Origin of the sequence: Bacillus sp. AM1(2019) (assembly GCF_009906915.1) — a bacterium.
Taxonomy (GTDB): domain Bacteria; phylum Bacillota; class Bacilli; order Bacillales; family Bacillaceae; genus Bacillus; species Bacillus velezensis.
Genome location: NZ_CP047644.1, coordinates 2,889,181 through 2,908,610 on the forward strand (window position 1 = coordinate 2,889,181; position 19,430 = coordinate 2,908,610).

The following is a 19,430-nucleotide window of genomic DNA, read 5'->3' on the forward strand; positions in this document are numbered from 1 at the left end:
ATTCTTTATATTAAAGAAAGAGAGAAGTTATAGGAATCCTTTAGCTTGTTTCATATTCCTTAACCCTGCGATAGAATGTAGCCTTAGTCATACTTGATCTCTTCATTGCTTCAACCGCTGTAATTTCTCTTGCTTTCCATCGTTTATAAGCCTGCTCAAACTCAGTTGTAATAGTTGTTTTAGGTCTTCCAAGGTGTTTGCCCTGTGCCTTAGCTGCAGCTATCCCTTCAGCTTGATGAGTCTTAATCTTCGTTCTCTCTTCTTCAGCAACCCATGATAATACCTGTAACACCAAGTCAGCCACGAAAGAACCGATGGATTCATTGTATTTCCGTGTATCCAACAATGGCATATCAACTACAACAATATGTGCTTAGATGTTCTGTGTGATATCTTTCCACTCGTTTAAAATCATCTCTTTGTTACGACCTAGCCTATCTAATGAATGTATGTATAACGTATCTCCTTTTCGCAAACGCAATTTCAAAGCTTGGTATTGAGGTCTATTGAAGTCTTTCCCGCTTTGTTATCGATATGAATATCACGCTCATCAATTCCAAGAGCATACATACTATCCAGTTGTCGTGCTTCATTTTGGTCTTTGCTGCTTACACTAACGTATCCAACTTCTTTGTTGTCCAAAAATGATTCCACCTTGTTATTTGATACTCTTATCGTAACGCCTTTGTATCTGAACCCTTATTCTACCGTTTCACAGAATACGTCGCAAAAAGTTGTACCTTTTGAAACAGGTAGCTTATCGAAAACAATGTGATAGAGGCAGCGGTATCTTTTCTTTGATATCACTTATAAGTCTACACCTCTGCTATCGATATCATTATCGAACTTGAATAGGGTTTCACTGCAATTCTTATTACTTTATCATGCTAAATCATATTGATAATGTGGGTCGTGTCTGAAATTTACCGATTGCCAGTTTGTGAATGAGAGTGGTTCTGTATCAAACCAATACCCAACTTGGCATGTATGCAACCGTAAAAGACATCCAACTAACTTGGATGCCCTCTTACAACTATTTCACTTGCTCTTGTAGCACTTCTTTTAGTAGTTCGATCGTATTTTCTTCACTTGGGTCATTTGTTCCAAGTTCACCTCGGAATGCTTTATTCATAATTGATTGTTTAATAATATCAATTCCATGTAAGTTAGAATCACAAACATTCATCATTTCTATTTCTTTTGAAAGTAAATCCTCTATCTTTTGCGAAATTGAAAATTGCTCATTAACAGGCGGTAATACTATTGGTATCTTATCTAAATTTTTTCTGTTCAACTTGGGTTGTGCTGTACCAGTAACATAATCATTTAATGGAATAAAATTTATATAATGCATTAAATAGTTATTACACATATTATCATTCATTTTAACTACATGCGCATGATTGTTCACCCATGATTTCCCTCTAATAATAAAAGCTTGTGGCTTTGAACGGGATAAAAGATTCGCACCATCTTCCCCAATACAAACAAACTCACCTTCATGAGTATATCCATCTACAAAATCCACTATTCCAGTTGCACCATAATAAGGGATATCTCCCTCCATTTCTTCTCTCTTTTTTTGTGAAACGGGAATTCTTTGATTATTATAATTTTCCACTACATCACTTAAAGTTTTAACTTCCCAATGATTTGGAATTTCTAATGTTATTTGTTCATTAATTTTCTTTGTAATTTTGTTAAAACTTGAGGTTAATAACTCTCCACTAAATGCTTTTTCCAAAATAGCCGCTCGACGAAGTTCAAACGTTTCCTTCGCTTCCTCAATCAACTGCTTTGCTTCTTCAATTTTACCTAAAAGCCCTTCTACTTTCTCAGTAATCCGTTTTTGTTCCTGTAAAGGTGGTAAAGGTACAGATAGATTACCCAATATCTGTGCATTAGCCCCGGGCTGTGCACTACCTTTCTTCACAACCGTTATCTGCTTCCAATACACAGGACTCTTCATAAACTCCCATAAAAATCTCGGAAACATAATATCATTACATCTTAGCCTAATTAGATAGGAAGCAAAAACAGACACTGGTGGCTTATCGATTAAATAACTTTTCCCTGTAGTTGCACCAGTACGTGCTACTACAATATCATTATCTTCTAGCTTATACTTTTCAAATTCCTTCTCGGTAATCTTACAATACGGGACGGCACTCCAATCTACTTTATCGTTCTGAATATCTGTAATTCGTAAAAATTTTGGACCAATTGCTTGAAGTGAGGAAGTCTCTGTATAACCGTATTGAATGCTATTAAGAGAATTCTTCAAAGACAACCATACCCAATTCTCCGGAATTTCATAAAGTTGTTTTTCCTCTGGTACTAAAGCTTCTTCTAACAACTCTTCAATGGTCTTTTTCTTCTTACTCACTTTGCGACCACCTCATCTTCTTCCACTGCTCGAAGTTCTTCTACTACTTCACTTAATAGATCCATTGCTTGTTGAAGTTTCGCAATCGCTTCTTCTGCCGACTCAATCGGGTCTGGCAAATTATTGTATGAAGATAATGATTCATCTGCAATCAATCCAATATCTAAACTATCATCTTTTTTTGCAATTTCTTCTCGTGTAAACTTGTTCCATCGTTCATCTTCCACTTTTGAGCGGTCTTCTGCTACATATGCTTTCATGAAGTTTTCAAAATGAGCCATTGATAACTGATTACGTTTTCCAAATGAAGACATATTTGTGCGAAGGTCATATACCCATACATCCTTTGTATTATCTTGGTCTGTTGTTCCTCTTGTGAAAAATAAGACGTTTGTTTTCACACCTTGGGCATAGAAAATCCCCGTTGGTAAGCGTAAGATTGTATGCAGATTGCATTTATTCATTAAATCACGTCGAATCTGTGCACCAACCCCACTTTCAAACAAGACATTATCAGGTAATACAACTGCTGCCCGTGCATGACCATCGTCTTTTAAAGCGTTATAAATTAACTGTAGAAAATTAAGCTGTTTATTGGAAGTTGCAAACGTCAGGTCATCACGGGAGACACTCTCTCCACCTTTTTTCGTCCCAAATGGTGGATTGGTTAAAATGACATCAAAGTTTTTCATCCACTTTCCATTACTAGATAACGAATCCCCTTGTTCCAGTCGCCCTTCGATATCATGAAGTAATGCATTCATTAGAGCAAGACGATGAGTCCCTGTGACGAGTTCCATTCCAGTAAACGCTTCTTTCTTTTGGAAAACGCCCAGTTGTGGATCTAAATCATAATAGTTATCTGTCTTATTTTTCAAATACTGGTCTGCCGCAATCATAAAACCAAATGTACCAGCAGCAGGGTCATTGCATCTTTCTCCAGGTTTAGGGTCAATAAGTTGTACCATTACATCAATTAATACACGCGGTGTAAAGTATTGACCAGCACCTGATTTTGTTTCGCTTGCGTTTTTTTCTAACAAGCCTTCATATAAATTACCTAAACCTTCTTCTTTTGCGTTGTACCAATCAAGGCCATCAATGCTCTTCAGAATTTTCTCTAAATTCTTGGGTTCTGTAATACTTGTAGCAGCATCCGTGTAAATCTGACGCAATTGAGCATTCTCGCTATTACCCAGCTTAATTAAAAGGTGTTGATAAAATGTTTTGAGTTCTATCCCTTCTTTTTCTAGCAAATCATCCCATCTATATCCTTCGGGTATTACATTTTCTGTTTGCTGTTCTTTCATCATTTTTAAAAATAAAATATAGGTTAACTCCGTGACATATTGTTGATATGTAATGCCATCATCACGAAGCACATTGCATAAATTCCATAATTTTTGAACGATTTCTTGGTTATTCATCTTTTTTCCTCCTGAAAAGCTTCTAATCTATTAAATCAAATTTGATGATTTTTAGTTGAAAGCGAACCTTTTCATTATAACCCAAAAAAGTGCCTCAATGAAGAGGCACAGTCGTTAGCTGATATAAAGGTTCTCATTGATCGTATTGACAATATGATCAATATGGTCACCGAACTCACGTTTCAGTAATTTGTAGCCACCAGACGTTCTAAAAGGTTCTTCCGAGAATGCCTCTTCTGCAGTCGGTGCTAATACAGGCACTTTAAGTAATTGCTTTTCTATTCTCTCTAACCATTTCTTCTGTCTTGGAGTCCAATCATGCAGTGAATACACTTTTTGCATCGCTTGTTTAATACGTGCTTCATGGGCAACTAGTGCTTCACCTAATGCAGCTTGGCGAATAAAGCTAATAATGTCTGCTGCAATGTCTTCATTTTTTGTCTGCTTCCAAGCTGTCTGCAAATGCGATTGCTTAAAGCCTTTCGTTTCTAGAATGGTAATAAGTTCTCGTAAATCCTGCCTTGTTAAATCTTTCGGTCGTGTGCAAATAAGATGAAGAGCGGGAATTTCATTAATATTTTCTTGGATAAAACGAACGAAACCTTCTAAATAATCTTCTGGTCTCTTGTTTCCTTCACCGTACCCACGAATGACGTCTGTTACTTCATCTTCCTTATCAGATATATAGCGTTTTTCACGAGTTACTTGGTACGTTTCCATGTATTCAAATAGGATATTATGCTGTGTGGCTTCTTGCGGTGAGTATGTTTGAATTTCTTTCACCCATTCATCCACATGTTTTCCATTTGATAATTCTTCAAACTTTCCCATGCCTTCTTCGTCAAATCTTTGTTTGCGACGCTGAATTTTCGCTACTAATTGATCACGATAAAATGAAGCTTCCTCATCAGTCGTCGCATTTATAAGAGAATTATACAACTCACCAATACGATAGTTTTGTTTCTTCACAACTGGTTTCATTTCTGTATAATGTTGCAACTTGTCATATATACCAACGGCATCGTAGATGTTAAAGTGTGTTTTCCCAATCTCTGGGCAGAGACGAGTCGCACGGCCAAGCATTTGATCATAGAGAATACGAGATTGTATTCTTCTTAAAAACACCAAATTTGTGATCGGCGGCACGTCAATACCTGTTGTGAGTAAATCAACTGTAACTACGACATTAGGTAGTCGCTCATTTTTAAACCGTTTAATGGCATCTAATGGCTTGTAGATATAGCCAGTGATTTTCATAATGGCATCATCTTCAATGTCATCACCACGTTCTTTAAAGGCTTCTTTTAATAAGCGAACAACAAGATCTGCGTGTTGATCAGTAGCTGCAAAGATAAGAGTTTTCTCTTTTCCTGTCGGATCAATGTATTCAACCAGTTTGTTTAGAACCGCCCGATTAAAAGGTTCAGTAATTACCCGTTTATTAAACTGCTCAACCTCAAAATGAATGGTATCTTCCATTTTTTCTAGTTGAATCTCGCCTTTATCAACATCATACACTTCAACTTCTTCGTCTTTTTCAAGAGTAATGCCGACTTGTGAAAGTTCTGTCTTAAACAGATATGGTGGTTCATGGTCAACTAAGTAGCCATCCAGAACCGCTTCACTATAAGAATACTTAAAAATAGGCATACCAAAAATCTCTGTTGTATGAAGAGCTGGTGTTGCAGTAAGTCCTAAACACGCCGCATCAAAATAATCAATTACACGTCGATATTGGCTAATATAATCATTTTGGTCACCGAATTCCAATTCTTCCTCTGACATTTCTTTGTCACTTGTATAGCCACGATGTGCTTCATCTACAATGATGAAATCATACTGCCCGACACTTGGAAGCTTTTCGTTATCGCTATAGAAAAGTCTTCTAACCATTCCCTGCACCGTCGCAATTTGCACCTTCGTTTCAACTTCTGGAGACATGTCTTCTAAAGACTTTACATCGTATATATCAGCAAATGAGTAGCCTTCAATTTTTGTATCCTTAAGTGCATCCTCTGTCTGTTTTCCTAACGAATTACGGTCTACAAGAAAAAGAATACGACGACATTTTTTGGACTTAATTAAGCGATACATGAGGGCGATAGCTGTACGAGTTTTCCCAGTTCCAGTTGCCATCGCAATAAGCATTCTTCGTTGCCCTTCTTTTAATCCCTCTTCAGCGGAAAGTACCGCTCTTTGCTGATAATGACGCAAACCAAACTTCGTAATATCCTCTTCTTCTAACCGTTTATTCGCATCCTTATCATCTTGACTAAGAAGAAGCTGCAAGTCGTCAGGTGAATGCCAGCCTTCTAATGGGCGAGCATGTTCTAACGGTTTACGTGAATCCCAGAACCAAATGCCCGACTCTTCTTGAAGTTGTTTCAAGTATGGTCGGCCGTTCGTTGCGTATAAGAACGGCACTTTATATTCACCTGTTGTAGGTGTGATGACTTCATCTTCGACTTGTGCCACATTTTTTGCATACACTTTTGTTTGACTTTCTAATGCGCCAGGAATCGTTTTCTTTTTTGCCTTAGCTTCAATAAAGCCAACAAGCTTTAAGCCAATAAACAACGCATAGTCAATCCTGCCGCCATTGACCTTCCATTCAGCAATTGCCATGTTTCGATTTTTCTCTGGCAGCGTTCCGTTCTTTTGATGATTTAGTACAGTTGTGTCTACTTCCCATCCAACAGCACGTAGTTTTCCATCAATAATCGTACGCGTTTCAGCTTCAGTTAATTGTTGTCGACGCATAAAGTTTTTGGATATTTTTTTACGCTCGATTTTTACCTCTTCTTGTTCCACTTCCGCCTGTCGACGAATTGCCTCTAATTCTTCTTCAAGCTTTTTGACTTTCTCCTCATATTCTCGCTGAAGTGTTTCTGTACTCTGTTCTACTTGTTCTTGAAGTTCTGTATACTCTGGTGCTTGAAAATCCCAATCACCATATACCTCCATGAACCAAATGGACAAGCGGAACGTTAATTTCAACAAAGCCTTTGCTTCTTCTGCTTTTCCATAATCCGCTTCATGCATCGCTACATTCCCTTTGCGACGAAGAGCCTCTAATATATCAATTAATTCAGGCTCAAGTAACCTTTCCCGACGCAAAGTGTTAATGCGATCCACTTGTGTTGTACCATATGCCTCTTTAATATTTTCAGCGGCAAGAATAAATTTAGTTAGTGTTTCAGCGAACAATCGCAGTTTCATTACTGTTGTATGGGGGTCATGATATACATTTCTCTCAGCTGTCTCTCCCAAGTTAGCAAGTACATCCCATTTCCCTTGAAAAAATGAAAAGTTGCCACTCATTGTTATCACCGGTTTTCCTAAAAGGTTGTTTGTGTCTATTATACTATAATCATGCAAAAATTAGGAATAATATGTATCGCTCTTTTTTCTACTCTGCTCCTTAGTTTAGGTTCATTCTTTAACCAAGTGGGGTTTTATTAGTTATTGTTTAAATATCGAGGCTACGACATCAGTTTTGATTGATAAAAAGAAGAGCCTCAATTAAGAGACTCCCACAAAGTTTGTGCCTTTTATTGAATAATTGCCGCATCCGCTCCATATATAGATTCTGCAAGTGTAACCTCTAAACTCCCAAGTCATAGCCGGCAAAGATATCAAGTTCTTGCTGCGTGTAGAAGAGTCTAATAAATACTTCCTCCTCCTCAGTGGCAAATCTAATATTCTGTTCCTTGTATTCCTGAAGCCTTTGCTCGTGATGTTTCTCAGCCTTTTTCATGATATTTACCTTACGCTTCAGCACATAGTCAGCTTCATTCTCATTTATGATAGGAAAGCTGTAGCATCCCTCAGCTGAATGAAATTGCTTAAGTCCAATAAAGAGAGCAATACATAACTTCACGCTCTGCATCCCCTTCTTTAACCTTTTGATCGACCTTTATATTAATCGTTTTCCAAAACTTTATTTCAATCCAACCGTTATCAAAACAGCGGGAGAGGAAGGCTTTTAGGCATTTCAATCGTGTTAATTTGGTTTGATTGCTTACATTCATACTGTCTAGCCACTTATAGACCGTATCGGCTGTAATATCAGCAACATGGTTTACGTTTGTTCCACTCTGAAAATACTCTACATGGAGGACATAATCGCTTATTGTACGGCTTCTATTCCCGCTCACCTTCATTTGCCTAGTGTTGGTTTCGAGAGCATCAGAAACCAACATTGAGTCATCCAAGACCTCAAATTGTTTTATTTTTTCTTTTGGAGCGGTGGAACTAGTACTAGTAATGGTTAATCCATTTAATAATCCCTTTACATCCACATCAACATCTAATAATCCTTTTCTTTTGGTCACAACAAAAAACCTCCTATACCGAAAGTGATATAAGCCAATAACAGGTGTAATTTCTTACGTGACCATTATACTGACCGTTTCACTAAACGATATAGAAGGTTGATTTGACGGGGTTTGCACCCGATTTAATTACGTCCCAGGAGAGATTCGAACTCCCGACCGACGGCTTAGAAGGCCGTTGCTCTATCCGGCTGAGCTACTGGGACATGAAAATCAAATTGTTCTGCTGATCATTTTACCATGATATCAGCGAATTGACAATATAGTCATCCGATAAAAAAGGCCAGCGGCATCAGTTTTCAATCTGATGTCACCAGCTCTTTTTTTGTACGTCCCAGGAGAGATTCGAACTCCCGACCGACGGCTTAGAAGGCCGTTGCTCTATCCAGCTGAGCTACTGGGACAGCTTTTGCTTTATGTATCAGCGACAAGATTTATTATATACAGGTTCAAATCATAAGTCAATATTTTTTTAAAAACTTTTGATGGGGAAGAATGAAATCTCCCCCATCACTTGTTAAAAACTGATTGTAGTCTCCAAGTCCTTCAATTCCCGACCCGTTTCGTCGTAAAATGTCACGGCGCCTTCTCTTTCTGTAAGAGTAAGAATGGCATAGCTTTTCACATTGCGGACTCTCGGAAGACGGATGCTGCCCGGATTAATCAAAAGCTTGCCCCGAAGCTCTTCACTCCCGGCAATATGTGAATGGCCGAAGCAGACGATATCCGCCCCAAGCTCTTCCGCCCGGTAAAAAACAGTTAAAAGTGACTGTTTAATGCCGTGAAGATGCCCGTGAACGGCCAGAATTTTCTTTGAACCGGCGTCCAGAAGGAGTTCATCCTGAAACCCGCCGCCAAAGTCGCAATTGCCTTTTACCGTGTGATACGGCGTAAGCGCCGGATGTGCGGCGTCAAGCTCTGAATCACCGCAATGAATCATCAGATCCGCTTCGTCTTCGTGCCGCTTTGCAATCGTCTCCAGCTCATCTTCAAGGCCGTGACTGTCACTTATTATCAGCACTTTCATTGCATACGCTCCCCCTTATGAATCAAGCAGCTTTGACAGTTTCTTGAGCGCCTCAGCCCTGTGGCTGATTTTGTTTTTCTCAGCGCTTGTCAGCTGGGCCATGGTTTTATCTTTATCTTTTACAATAAAAATGGGATCATAGCCGAACCCGTTATCCCCCTCGGGTCCTTCCGCAATATACCCTTCAACATGACCTTCGACCGTTTTTGTTTCCTGCCCCGGCATGCTGACGGCAAGGGCGCAGCGGAAACGGGCCGTGCGCTGCTCTTTTTCGATGCCTTTTAATTCTGACAGCACCTTGTCCATATTCGCCTTATCATCTTTTGCTTCTCCGGCATAACGGGCTGAATAAACGCCCGGTCTGCCTCCAAGGTTGTCCACCGATAAACCGGAGTCATCTGCAATGACCATTTTGTTTACGGCTTTTGCCACGGCTTCCGCTTTTAAGATGGCGTTTTCTTCAAAGGTATGTCCGGTTTCTTCAATTTCTTCCGTAAATCCGATTTCCGCCAAAGAAGAGACGCTGTAGCCTTTCGGTTCGAGTATTTCCTTGAATTCTTTCACTTTTCCCTGATTGTGTGTCGCAATAATGGCTTCTTTCACGGTGATCAGGCCTCTCTTTCTTATTTCAGTTCAGGCAATGTTTCTCCCAGCACTTCTTTTTGCTTTTGAATAAGCGTCTGGATTCCTTTTTCGGCAAGACTTAACAGTCCGTTTAAATCTTCACGGGAGAATGTGGCTTCTTCGCCCGTCCCTTGAAGCTCTACAAAACGTCCGCTTCCCGTCATGATAATATTCATGTCGACTTCAGCCGCCGAATCCTCTTCATAATTCAGATCCAAAAGAAGGCCTTCTTCTTTATCCATCCCGACAGAAATGGCCGCGAGATAATCTGTCACAGGAGAGGTTTTGATAACGCCGCTTTTTACGAGTTTGCCGATCGCAATGGCCATCGCCAAGAAGGCGCCCGTAATGGAAGCCGTTCTTGTTCCGCCGTCGGCTTGAATGACGTCACAGTCGATCCAGATCGTGCGTTCGCCGAGCTTCTCCAAATCAACGACGGCCCGGAGCGCGCGCCCGATCAGCCGCTGTATTTCCATCGTTCTGCCGGAGACCTTTCCTTTTGAAGATTCTCTTATCGTTCTTTGATTCGTCGCGCGGGGAAGCATACTGTATTCCGCTGTGATCCAGCCTTTTCCTCCGCCGCGTAAAAATGGCGGCACCCGGTCTTCCACAGATGCATTACAGATGACCTTCGTATTTCCCGCTGTAATTAAAACCGAGCCTTCCGGGTGAGTGATAAAATCCAAATCAAATGTGATAGGGCGCAGCTCATCGTGCTGTCTTCCGTCGTGTCTCATATTTTACCTCCGATTATATGTACATAAACCTTTTGTTCCGGATTGTGAATAAAGAAAGAGGCAGCCGGAACGCTAACCTCTTTTTTACTAGTATATCAAAAATCGCAAATTAAAAACTACCCGTATTCACTTGTGACGGCCTCGAAACAGGTTTTGAAAGGGATTCTCCTTTTTCATTCACCAGTTCTGATTTTCCATTTACTTTTATAGAAACACTTTTGATCGACGGCTGTTCGGTTAACGTGAGAACGATGCTGTCCAGTACGCCCGATGATACCATTTTTGTTTTTTCGTCGGCGCTTCCGTAAATAGAGCTGTTAAAGTCCAGTGTAACCTGGCCGTCTTTCACTTTCGGCTTGCTGAGAAGCTTAACATCGTTATTAAAGTCCGTCAAAAGCCCGCTTGCTTTGCCCGGTCCGTCAGCGAGCTGTTCAACGGCAGCGGTGATGTCATCTGTTTCCGAATTGTCAATCCGCTTTGTGACAGGCACGTAGTATTCGCTTGTCTCTGTTTCCGCCAGATAATATACAGTCAGCGGATGGGTGTCTGTCAGATCATTCACTCCGGCCGTTTCAATATTAATCCCGTCTTTTCTGCTTAAGTCGCCCGTAATAGGCGTGCCGCCCACAGGCATTTCTTTCAGCTCGTGCCCGTTGATTCTGATTTTGACTTTATCTATTGAGCTGAATTGGGTAAGCGTCCATGTAATCGATTGCAGGATTTTTTGTTCGTCTTCTTTTTTATAGTTTTTAAATTCCTTCGAAAAATCAGCGACGGCAGTGCCGTCTTTTTTAATATCAACATTTACCGTCGTATCCGCAGGGAGCACCGCTCTGAAGCCGTTCGGCAGGATTTCTGACACAGGCCCTCCCTGAACCAAATACTCAAGGGCCTGCTTTGCGGTTCCCTCACTGTTCGGAAGAGGCAGTGTCTGTGCTGCGACATAGCCGTTTTTATCAATCAGATACAGCTCTCGCATGACTGTATTGGCCGGCTGGTCGGCTTTAGAAGTGCCGTTTTTCTCTGACTGCTTTGGTTTTGCCTGAATTCCCGCTTCATCCTTTACATATGAAATGTCTTGAGGCGGGTCAATTTCCCCGGCTGTTTTATCGGATTGAAACAAACCGCATCCAGATAACACAAAAGCCGAAGTAAGACATGTTGCAGCAATGACTGCAGGTCCTTTTTTCAGCATACTTTTCCCTCCTAAGGCTGTTTGTACTATGATGTATACGAGCCCTGTCCGGGAAATAGACCGGGAAGCGCAAAAAAACCCGCCGTAAACAGCGGGTTTTTTGATTTATTTTCTGACCGGCTCTTGAAGGGAGATGCACTCGACATGGCCGATTTCGTGGCCGAACCAGTCTTCGGCAATTTTTGCGAAACCGTTCCGCTCCCCCGTTGTAAGAAATTGATGCTCCGGTGCATGTTTCGATTGGTTTAACAAACCTTTATAAGACAAGATGGTGCTCACTTCTCTCGCCGTCTCGTCTCCGGAGGAAATGATTTTCACATGCTCCCCCATATAGTTCTGAATCGGATCTTTTAAAATCGGATAATGCGTACATCCTAAAATCAAGGTGTCAATTGATGTACCTTTTAAAGGCTCAAGCGATGTTTCAACCGCTTCCTCCGCTGATTCCTGAAGAAACCGTCCGCTTTCCACAAACGGCACGAGCAGCGGACAAGCCGTGTTCTCAACTTGAAGTTCTGCGTTTAATCCGAGCAGCGCCTGCTCATACGCTCTGCTTTTAATGGTATTGACCGTGCCGATGACGCCGATATGCTGGTTTTTCGTGACCTTTATCGCCGTTCTCGCACCCGGCTGAATGACGCCGACAACCGGAATATCCGTTTTGCGCTGAATATCCTCCAAGGCAATGGCCGTGGCCGTATTACAGGCGATCACGAGCATTTTGATATGGTGGTTTTCCAGCAGGTAATCGGTCATTTCCCACGTGTATTGAAGAACTTCTTCTTCAGGACGCGGGCCGTACGGGCAGCGTTTTGTATCTCCCACATAGATGATATTTTCCTTCGGTAGCTGTCTCATGATTTCCTTAGCAACGGTTAACCCGCCAACCCCGGAATCAATGACTCCTATCGGCTGTTCCAACAAAATCGCCTCATTTTCTTTTCATTTCATGCTGCAGTTTCAATAATGATTTTTCGAAAGCGGCTGTTTCTTCTTCGGAAAATGTCGCAAACATATCCCGCAAATAAGCCTGTCTTTTCAAAATCACTTCTTGGATAATGCGCTCTCCTTCAGCGAGAAGATGAATTCTGACGACCCGTCTGTCAGCCGGGTCTTTGACCCGCTCGACAAGCTTATTTTTTTCCATGCGGTCTATCAGATCCGTCGTCGTGCTGCAAGCCAAATACATTTTGGCTGATAATTCGCCTATTGTCATATCCCCCAATTCATAAAGCCATTGAAGCCCCACGAATTGCGGCGGTGTAATTGCATATTGGTTAAGGATTTCTCTTCCTTTTTGTTTAATGATCGCAGCGATATGGCGGAGTGATTTTTCGATATCCGCAACATGCTCTACAGATTTTGATGTCATTTGTCCATCCCTCACTCAAGGATCTTTCTGGGCTATGCGCTCCGTGTCTATTTTCCTTCTTTTTTTAAGAAAATGCAAGACTGACGGAGAAAAAGGAAAAACCGGGATTTTCACCGCATGCCCATCAGCCCGGGCGCCAACGCAAATAACCGGCTCCTTCTCGAAAAGAAGGAAAACCGGCAAGAATCAGAGCTCTAGCTCACCCATTCTAAGAAGCTCGACAACAGCTTGCGAACGCCCTTTCACACCTAACTTCTGCATGGCATTTGAAATGTGATTCCGTACAGTTTTTTCACTGATAAATAGCTCGCTTGCAATTTCCTTTGTTGTCTTGTCTTGAACGAGCAATTCGAATACTTCTCTTTCTCTTTTGGTCAGCAGCGGCTTTGATTGAAAATCTTTCTCCTTCAAGTATTGTAACCCTCCTTGCTAAGGTGAGAGCGAATCTGAAACGAATGGGTTTATATAGTCAAGATATCATATGTAAAGGGCGCTTCGGAGGTGACGTCTCTTAGAGAAATAGTTATCCGTTCAGGCGAGCAGAATGCCTTTCTCCCGCTCCGTCCAGCTGACCGCTTTGCCGCTTTTCTTCGACACTTGAACCATAACGACGGAACCTGTAAAGCACGGCAGGCCCGACTCATTTTCTCCAAGGTAATGAAGGGTGACGGACGCATTTCCGGCAGCGCTTGCTTTCACATAAATCCGCAGATTTTCATACGGCATCACCTGACGCATATAGTCGCACTGCTGGCTTGCGACGACCGTCATCGTTTCCGAGTTTTGCGCCGTTATGCCTCGCTGTTTAAAATAAGCGATCCGTGCTTCTTCAAAATAGATGAAAGGGGTTACATTATTCATATGGCCGAACATATCCGTTTCTGAAAAACGAACCGATACTTCAGTAAAGAAAGAAAACGACTGTCTCCATTCTTCAAACGGGATATCAATATATTGCGGTTGTTTCATCATCTTCAGCTCCTTATAAAAAAACCTCTCCCGTGCGGAAGAGGCTCTTTTTCTCTTTCTTATACTCTGTCGCTTCCGAAGAAATTACGGAATGCTTGTAAATTGGTATCTCTGTTCAAAGCGGCGATTGAAGTCGTAAGCGGAATGCCTTTCGGGCAGGATTGCACACAGTTTTGTGAATTCCCGCAATCTCCAAGGCCGCCGTCTGTCATTAACGCTTCTAAACGTTCTGCTTTGTTCATCGCGCCCGTCGGATGGGCGTTAAACAGACGCACTTGCGACATCGGGGCAGGCCCCATGAATTTCGACTTGCTGTTGACGTTCGGGCAGGCTTCGAGGCAGACGCCGCATGTCATGCATTTAGACAATTCATATGCCCACTGGCGGCGTTTTTCCGGCATTCTCGGCCCCGGCCCCAAATCGTAAGTTCCGTCAATCGGCACCCATGCTTTCACTTTTTTCAGTGAATCAAACATTCTGCTGCGGTCAACCTGAAGGTCACGGACAACCGGGAATGTTTTCATCGGCTTCAGACGGATCGGCTGTTCCAGCTTATCAATCAGCGCCGTACATGACTGGCGCGGTCTCCCGTTGATGACCATGGAGCAGGCGCCGCATACTTCTTCAAGACAGTTCATGTCCCATGCGACCGGAGTGGTTTTCTCTCCTTTTGCATTCACGGGATTTCTGCGGATTTCCATCAGGGCAGAAATCACGTTCAGATTCGGGCGGTAATTGATTTCGAATTCTTCATCGTATGGCGCGCTTTCGGGCGTATCCTGACGTGTAATGATAAACCGTATCTTTTTCTCACTCATGATTATTTCGCCACCTTCTTCTTCGAGTAGTCGCGTTTACGGGGCGCAATCAGTGATACATCGACATCCTGATATTCAAATTCCGGAGCTTCAAACGGACCGGCATGTTTAGCCATCGTCGTTTTGAGCCACTCATCGTCATTTCTTTCAGGGAAATCCGGTTTATAGTGCGCTCCCCGGCTTTCATTTCGGTTATATGCGCCGAGCGTGATGACTCTGGCAAGCTGAAGCATATTGGAGAACTGGCGGGTGAACATCGCCCCTTGGTTGCTCCATTTTGTCGTATCGTTGATATTGATTTTCTTAAAGCGTTCCATCAGCTCTTGGATCTTGTCATCCGTTTTCAAAAGCTTGTCGTTGTGGCGGACCACCGTGACGTTGGCCGTCATCCACTCTCCGAGCTCACGGTGAAGCACGTAGGCATTTTCGTCGCCGTCCATCTTCATAATATCGGCCCATTTTTCTTCTTCTTTTTTCACATAGGAATCAAATAATGAAGAAGACAGGTCTTCCGCTGATGTTTCAAGTCCGGAAACATATTTCACCGCATTCGGTCCGGCCACCATTCCTCCGTAGATGGCGGAAAGCAGAGAGTTCGCCCCTAAACGGTTTCCTCCGTGCATTGAATAATCACATTCACCCGCTGCGAACAGTCCGCGGATGCTTGTCATCTGATCATAATCAACCCACAGTCCGCCCATTGAATAGTGAACGGCAGGGAAAATTTTCATCGGAAGCTTGCGCGGGTCATCGCCCATGAATTTTTCATAGATTTCGATAATGCCGCCAAGCTTAACGTCAAGCTCTTTCGGATCTTTGTGCGACAGATCGAGATACACCATGTTTTCTCCGTTGATGCCGAGTTTCTGATTCACACACACGTCAAAGATTTCACGTGTCGCAATATCCCGCGGTACGAGGTTTCCGTAAGCCGGATATTTTTCCTCAAGGAAGTACCAAGGTTTTCCGTCTTTGTACGTCCAGACTCTTCCGCCCTCGCCGCGTGCCGATTCACTCATCAGACGCAGTTTATCGTCCCCCGGGATTGCTGTCGGGTGAATTTGGATAAATTCGCCGTTTGCATAATAAGCGCCCTGCTGATAAACGATTGATGCGGCAGATCCCGTGTTGATCATGCTGTTTGTTGATTTTCCGAATACGATTCCGGGTCCTCCCGTCGCCATAATAACGGCGTCAGAACGGAATGACTCGATTTGCATATTGGTCAGATTTTGGGCTACGATACCGCGGCACGTGCGCTCATCGTCAAGAACGGCGCCGAGGAATTCCCAGCCTTCGTATTTTGTGACGAGACCCGCCACTTCATATCTGCGCACCTGCTCGTCCAGTGCGTAAAGAAGCTGCTGACCCGTCGTCGCTCCCGCGTATGCGGTTCTGTGATGCTGTGTACCCCCGAAACGGCGGAAGTCCAAAAGCCCTTCCGGCGTTCTGTTAAACATAACCCCCATGCGGTCCAATAAGTGGATAATGGACGGCGCCGCTTCACACATCGCTTTTACAGGAGGCTGGTTTGCCAAAAAGTCGCCTCCGTATACCGTGTCATCAAAATGCTCAAACGGAGAGTCTCCTTCCCCTTTTGTGTTGACAGCTCCGTTTATCCCGCCCTGCGCGCAGACCGAGTGAGAGCGTTTGACCGGAACGATGGAAAACAATTTAACGGCCGTGCCTGATTCCGCTGCTTTAATTGTCGCCATGAGGCCGGCAAGACCCCCGCCGACTACGATAATGCTTGATTGACTCATGATAGCCCCTCTCCCTCTAGTAATCTAGTTCTCTTACACAAACGCAAAAATCGCTTTTAAACCTACGTATGAAAGCGCTAAAAATATAATCAGCGTCACGTAAGTCGAAATTCTTTGAGAACGCGGCGTGACCGTGATCCCCCATGTGACCGCAAAAGACCATAAGCCGTTTGAAAAGTGAAAAATGACCGATAAAACGCCTACAATGTAAAAGCCGAGCATAAACGGCGAGCTCAGAATATTCGCCATCATATCGAAGTTGACTTCAGCGCCCATCTGCGCGGCAATCCGCGTCTGCCACACATGCCAGCTGACGAAAATAAGGGTGAGAATACCAGTGACACGCTGAAGCACAAACATCCAGTTTCTGAAATAACTGTAGTGGCCAGCGTTGTTTTTCGCAGTAAATGCTATGTACACACCGTAAACCGCATGATAAATTAAAGGTAAGAAAATAATAAAAATTTCTAACGCATACCTGAACGGCAGACTGTCCATAAAGCCGGCCGCCTTGTTAAACGCATCCGCTCCCCTTGCGGCAAATTGGTTGACGACTAAATGCTGGATCAAAAAGATGCCGACCGGAATAACACCGAGCAAGGAATGCAATCTTCGAAAATAAAACTCTCTGTTCCCAGACATTACTTTACCCCCTGTTTGATTTAAGTGCGAAATGTACTAAAATCTCTGCCCCCACTTCGTTTCAATTGTAAGCACTTTATTAAAATTTATTGACAATTTCATTTTACTCCTCCCTCAAAAGGGCGTCAAGAAAACGTGTACATAAATTATAATTTTCGGAATTGATTATCTGGAGGGAAAATTTTATTTTCCTGCGATATCTTTCTCACATTTTTTCGCTTGTTTTATAGGATCATCCTGTAATCCTCCCCCCTGTTTAAGCTATAATAAACGAAGGAGAGAGGGGAATACATAATATGAAGAATAATTATGAAGCAGCTTTAGAACCTTTAACTGAACTCGACGTCAGCGCATACGGCTACGAATTAATCCGGGAAATCGTGCTTCCGGATATCCTCGGCCCGGAACATTCATCGATGATGTATTGGGCGGGAAAACGCCTCGCCCGCAAATTTCCTCTTCAATCGTGGGAAGAAATCCCCGCCTTTTTTGAAAAAGCCGGCTGGGGAACTTTGACAAACGCAGGATCAAAAAAACAAGAACTGGAATTTGAACTGGAAGGACCGCTCGTATCCAGCAGGCTCAAACATCAGAAAGAGCCTTGTTTCCAGCTTGAAGCCGGTTTTATAGCCGAACAGATTCAATTGATGAACGATCAGATTGCAGAATCTTATGAACAGGTAAAAAAGAGAGCGGATAAAGTCGTCCTGACCGTAAAATGGGATATGAAGGACCCTGTATAATTGAAAAAAGGCGGTGACTCCAAGTCCCGCCTTTTTGCCTGCCTGTTTATACGGCAGACGGCTGTTTAGAAAGCTCAAACGCATCATGAAGCGCTTCGACCGCTTTCACCATATCATTTTCACTGACAACCGCTGATACTTTTATTTCAGATGTGCTCACCATTTTGACTTGTACATTTTTTTCCGCCAGTACGGCAAACATGTCCGCGGCGACGCCGGGATTTGAAACCATGCCCGACCCGACAATAGAGACTTTCGCCAGTTTTCTTTCGGTTTCAATTTTTTCATAGTCAAGCGCGTTTTTATATTCTTCAAGCACGGCGACCGTTTGCGCGGCATCTTCCGTTTTCACTGAGAAAGAAATATCCGCTTCCCCATCGTCCGACTGAGTCTGAATAATAATGTCAACGTTGATGTTTCGTTTTGCCAGCGCGGTGAAGATTGTTGAAAGTGTTGTCAATCCGCTTGCAAGGCCTGTAACGGACACCCTCGTGATCTGGTCTTCAAATGCAATTCCTCTGACGATTAAATTCTGCTCCATTGATGATTCCTCCTCAATTAATGTTCCAGCTTCATGTTCCGTGCTTGACCGCACTTCCAAAGGCACTTGGTAGTTTTTCGCGAACTCAACCGCCCGCGGGTGAAGAACACCCGCTCCTAGATTTGCAAGCTCCAGCATTTCATCATAAGAAATTCCCGCCAGTTTTCTCGCTGACCGGACATACCGCGGATCTGTCGTAAATACGCCCGGAACATCTGTATAAATGTCGCATTTATCCGCTTCCAGCGCTGCTGCAAGAGCGACCGCCGTCGTATCGGAACCGCCCCGTCCGAGCGTCGTGATGCCGCCGTCTTCCGTTACGCCCTGAAAACCGGCAACGACTGTGATTTTGCCTTCTGCAAGCTGCGAACGAATCGCCGTGATATCAATATCCGTAATTCTCGCATTGCCGTGAACGGCTTCCGTGCGGACACCCGCCTGCCAGCCCGTATAAGAGACGGCGTCATATCCTTTTTCCTGAAGCGCCATGGCCAAAAGCGAAATCGTGACCTGCTCTCCCGTAGACAAAAGCATATCCATCTCGCGTCTTCTTGGTTCAGATGTGATTTCAGCCGCGAGGTTAACGAGCGCGTCGGTTGATTTTCCCATTGCCGAAACGACGACTACGACATCATGGCCTTTTTGCTTTTCAGCAATGGCGCGATTTGCGGCATTTTGAATTTTTTCGGCAGAGCCGACGGAAGTGCCTCCGAATTTTTGTACGATAAGACCCATACTAGACCACCCTTTACATTTTGGTTCGTGCGGGTGAGGAGAAAAGAGCGTTTTGTCCACAATAAAAAAAGCAATGAGAGGAATAGCTCTCATTGCTTTTTCATATCATTACGATTG

18 protein-coding genes, 2 tRNA genes and 1 pseudogene are annotated in these 19,430 nt (G+C 43.2%); 1 reads left to right on the forward strand and 20 read right to left on the reverse strand.

Annotated elements, in window-relative coordinates:
• Nucleotides 1-40: 40 nt before the first annotated feature.
• From GNE05_RS14210 to sdhC, 19 genes and pseudogenes are all read right to left on the reverse strand, one after another.
• Nucleotides 41-642 (reverse strand): annotated as a pseudogene (locus tag GNE05_RS14210) (recombinase family protein).
• Nucleotides 643-1,033: 391 nt separating this feature from the next.
• Nucleotides 1,034-2,386 (reverse strand): restriction endonuclease subunit S, encoded by a 1,353-nt coding sequence (locus GNE05_RS14215; RefSeq protein WP_063094625.1) that lies wholly within the window; start codon nt 2,384-2,386, stop codon nt 1,034-1,036.
• Entirely contained in the window at nt 2,383-3,813 is a 1,431-nt protein-coding gene (locus tag GNE05_RS14220) for a class I SAM-dependent DNA methyltransferase (RefSeq protein WP_063094623.1), read from the reverse strand. The genes GNE05_RS14215 and GNE05_RS14220 overlap by 4 nt, the downstream gene beginning before the upstream one ends.
• A 114-nt stretch (nt 3,814-3,927) precedes the next feature.
• Nucleotides 3,928-7,134: a type I restriction-modification system endonuclease gene (gene hsdR, locus GNE05_RS14225; RefSeq protein ID WP_160182903.1), complete on the reverse strand. Its 3,207-nt coding sequence runs from the start codon at nt 7,132-7,134 to the stop codon at nt 3,928-3,930.
• Between the two features lie 283 nt (nt 7,135-7,417).
• Nucleotides 7,418-7,693 (reverse strand): hypothetical protein, encoded by a 276-nt coding sequence (locus GNE05_RS14230; RefSeq protein ID WP_050496148.1) that lies wholly within the window; start codon nt 7,691-7,693, stop codon nt 7,418-7,420.
• Entirely contained in the window at nt 7,659-8,147 is a 489-nt protein-coding gene (locus GNE05_RS14235; RefSeq protein WP_014418570.1) for a hypothetical protein, read from the reverse strand. The genes GNE05_RS14230 and GNE05_RS14235 overlap by 35 nt, the downstream gene beginning before the upstream one ends.
• A gap of 132 nt (nt 8,148-8,279) precedes the next feature.
• A tRNA-Arg gene (locus GNE05_RS14240) sits at nt 8,280-8,353 on the reverse strand.
• 124 nt (nt 8,354-8,477) lie between these two features.
• Nucleotides 8,478-8,551: transfer RNA gene (locus GNE05_RS14245), tRNA-Arg, on the reverse strand.
• A gap of 113 nt (nt 8,552-8,664) precedes the next feature.
• Nucleotides 8,665-9,174, reverse strand: coding sequence for a YfcE family phosphodiesterase (locus GNE05_RS14250; RefSeq protein WP_021494403.1), 510 nt, complete (start codon nt 9,172-9,174; stop codon nt 8,665-8,667).
• Nucleotides 9,175-9,189: 15 nt separating this feature from the next.
• The gene (locus tag GNE05_RS14255; protein WP_087920775.1) at nt 9,190-9,786 is read right to left on the reverse strand and encodes an XTP/dITP diphosphatase; all 597 of its coding nucleotides are present in this window, start codon (nt 9,784-9,786) and stop codon (nt 9,190-9,192) included.
• 11 nt (nt 9,787-9,797) lie between these two features.
• On the reverse strand, nt 9,798-10,535 hold the full coding sequence (gene rph, locus GNE05_RS14260) for a ribonuclease PH (protein ID WP_007612934.1): 738 nt from the start codon (nt 10,533-10,535) through the stop codon (nt 9,798-9,800).
• Nucleotides 10,536-10,644: 109 nt separating this feature from the next.
• A complete protein-coding gene (locus tag GNE05_RS14265) occupies nt 10,645-11,730 on the reverse strand; it encodes a GerMN domain-containing protein (RefSeq protein WP_012118124.1) in 1,086 nt (361 codons plus the stop codon).
• A gap of 105 nt (nt 11,731-11,835) precedes the next feature.
• The gene (racE, locus tag GNE05_RS14270; protein WP_160182904.1) at nt 11,836-12,654 is read right to left on the reverse strand and encodes a glutamate racemase; all 819 of its coding nucleotides are present in this window, start codon (nt 12,652-12,654) and stop codon (nt 11,836-11,838) included.
• A gap of 7 nt (nt 12,655-12,661) precedes the next feature.
• Nucleotides 12,662-13,102 (reverse strand): MarR family winged helix-turn-helix transcriptional regulator, encoded by a 441-nt coding sequence (locus GNE05_RS14275; RefSeq protein WP_014418574.1) that lies wholly within the window; start codon nt 13,100-13,102, stop codon nt 12,662-12,664.
• Between the two features lie 186 nt (nt 13,103-13,288).
• A complete protein-coding gene (gene gerE, locus GNE05_RS14280) occupies nt 13,289-13,513 on the reverse strand; it encodes a spore germination transcription factor GerE (RefSeq protein ID WP_003152579.1) in 225 nt (74 codons plus the stop codon).
• A 120-nt stretch (nt 13,514-13,633) separates the two neighbouring features.
• Nucleotides 13,634-14,071, reverse strand: coding sequence for an acyl-CoA thioesterase (locus GNE05_RS14285; RefSeq protein ID WP_012118126.1), 438 nt, complete (start codon nt 14,069-14,071; stop codon nt 13,634-13,636).
• A 59-nt stretch (nt 14,072-14,130) separates the two neighbouring features.
• On the reverse strand, nt 14,131-14,889 hold the full coding sequence (sdhB, locus tag GNE05_RS14290) for a succinate dehydrogenase iron-sulfur subunit (RefSeq protein ID WP_003152575.1): 759 nt from the start codon (nt 14,887-14,889) through the stop codon (nt 14,131-14,133).
• Nucleotides 14,890-14,891: 2 nt separating this feature from the next.
• The gene (gene sdhA / locus GNE05_RS14295) at nt 14,892-16,652 is read right to left on the reverse strand and encodes a succinate dehydrogenase flavoprotein subunit (protein WP_003152573.1); all 1,761 of its coding nucleotides are present in this window, start codon (nt 16,650-16,652) and stop codon (nt 14,892-14,894) included.
• A gap of 33 nt (nt 16,653-16,685) precedes the next feature.
• A complete protein-coding gene (gene sdhC / locus GNE05_RS14300; protein WP_003152571.1) occupies nt 16,686-17,294 on the reverse strand; it encodes a succinate dehydrogenase cytochrome B558 in 609 nt (202 codons plus the stop codon).
• A 296-nt stretch (nt 17,295-17,590) separates the two neighbouring features.
• Between sdhC and GNE05_RS14305 the strand changes: the two genes are divergently transcribed.
• On the forward strand, nt 17,591-18,037 hold the full coding sequence (locus GNE05_RS14305) for a YslB family protein (RefSeq protein ID WP_007612940.1): 447 nt from the start codon (nt 17,591-17,593) through the stop codon (nt 18,035-18,037).
• Nucleotides 18,038-18,083: 46 nt separating this feature from the next.
• Here the strand turns inward: GNE05_RS14305 and GNE05_RS14310 are convergent, their stop codons facing one another.
• The gene (locus GNE05_RS14310; protein WP_094296068.1) at nt 18,084-19,313 is read right to left on the reverse strand and encodes an aspartate kinase; all 1,230 of its coding nucleotides are present in this window, start codon (nt 19,311-19,313) and stop codon (nt 18,084-18,086) included.
• Nucleotides 19,314-19,430: the final 117 nt, after the last annotated feature.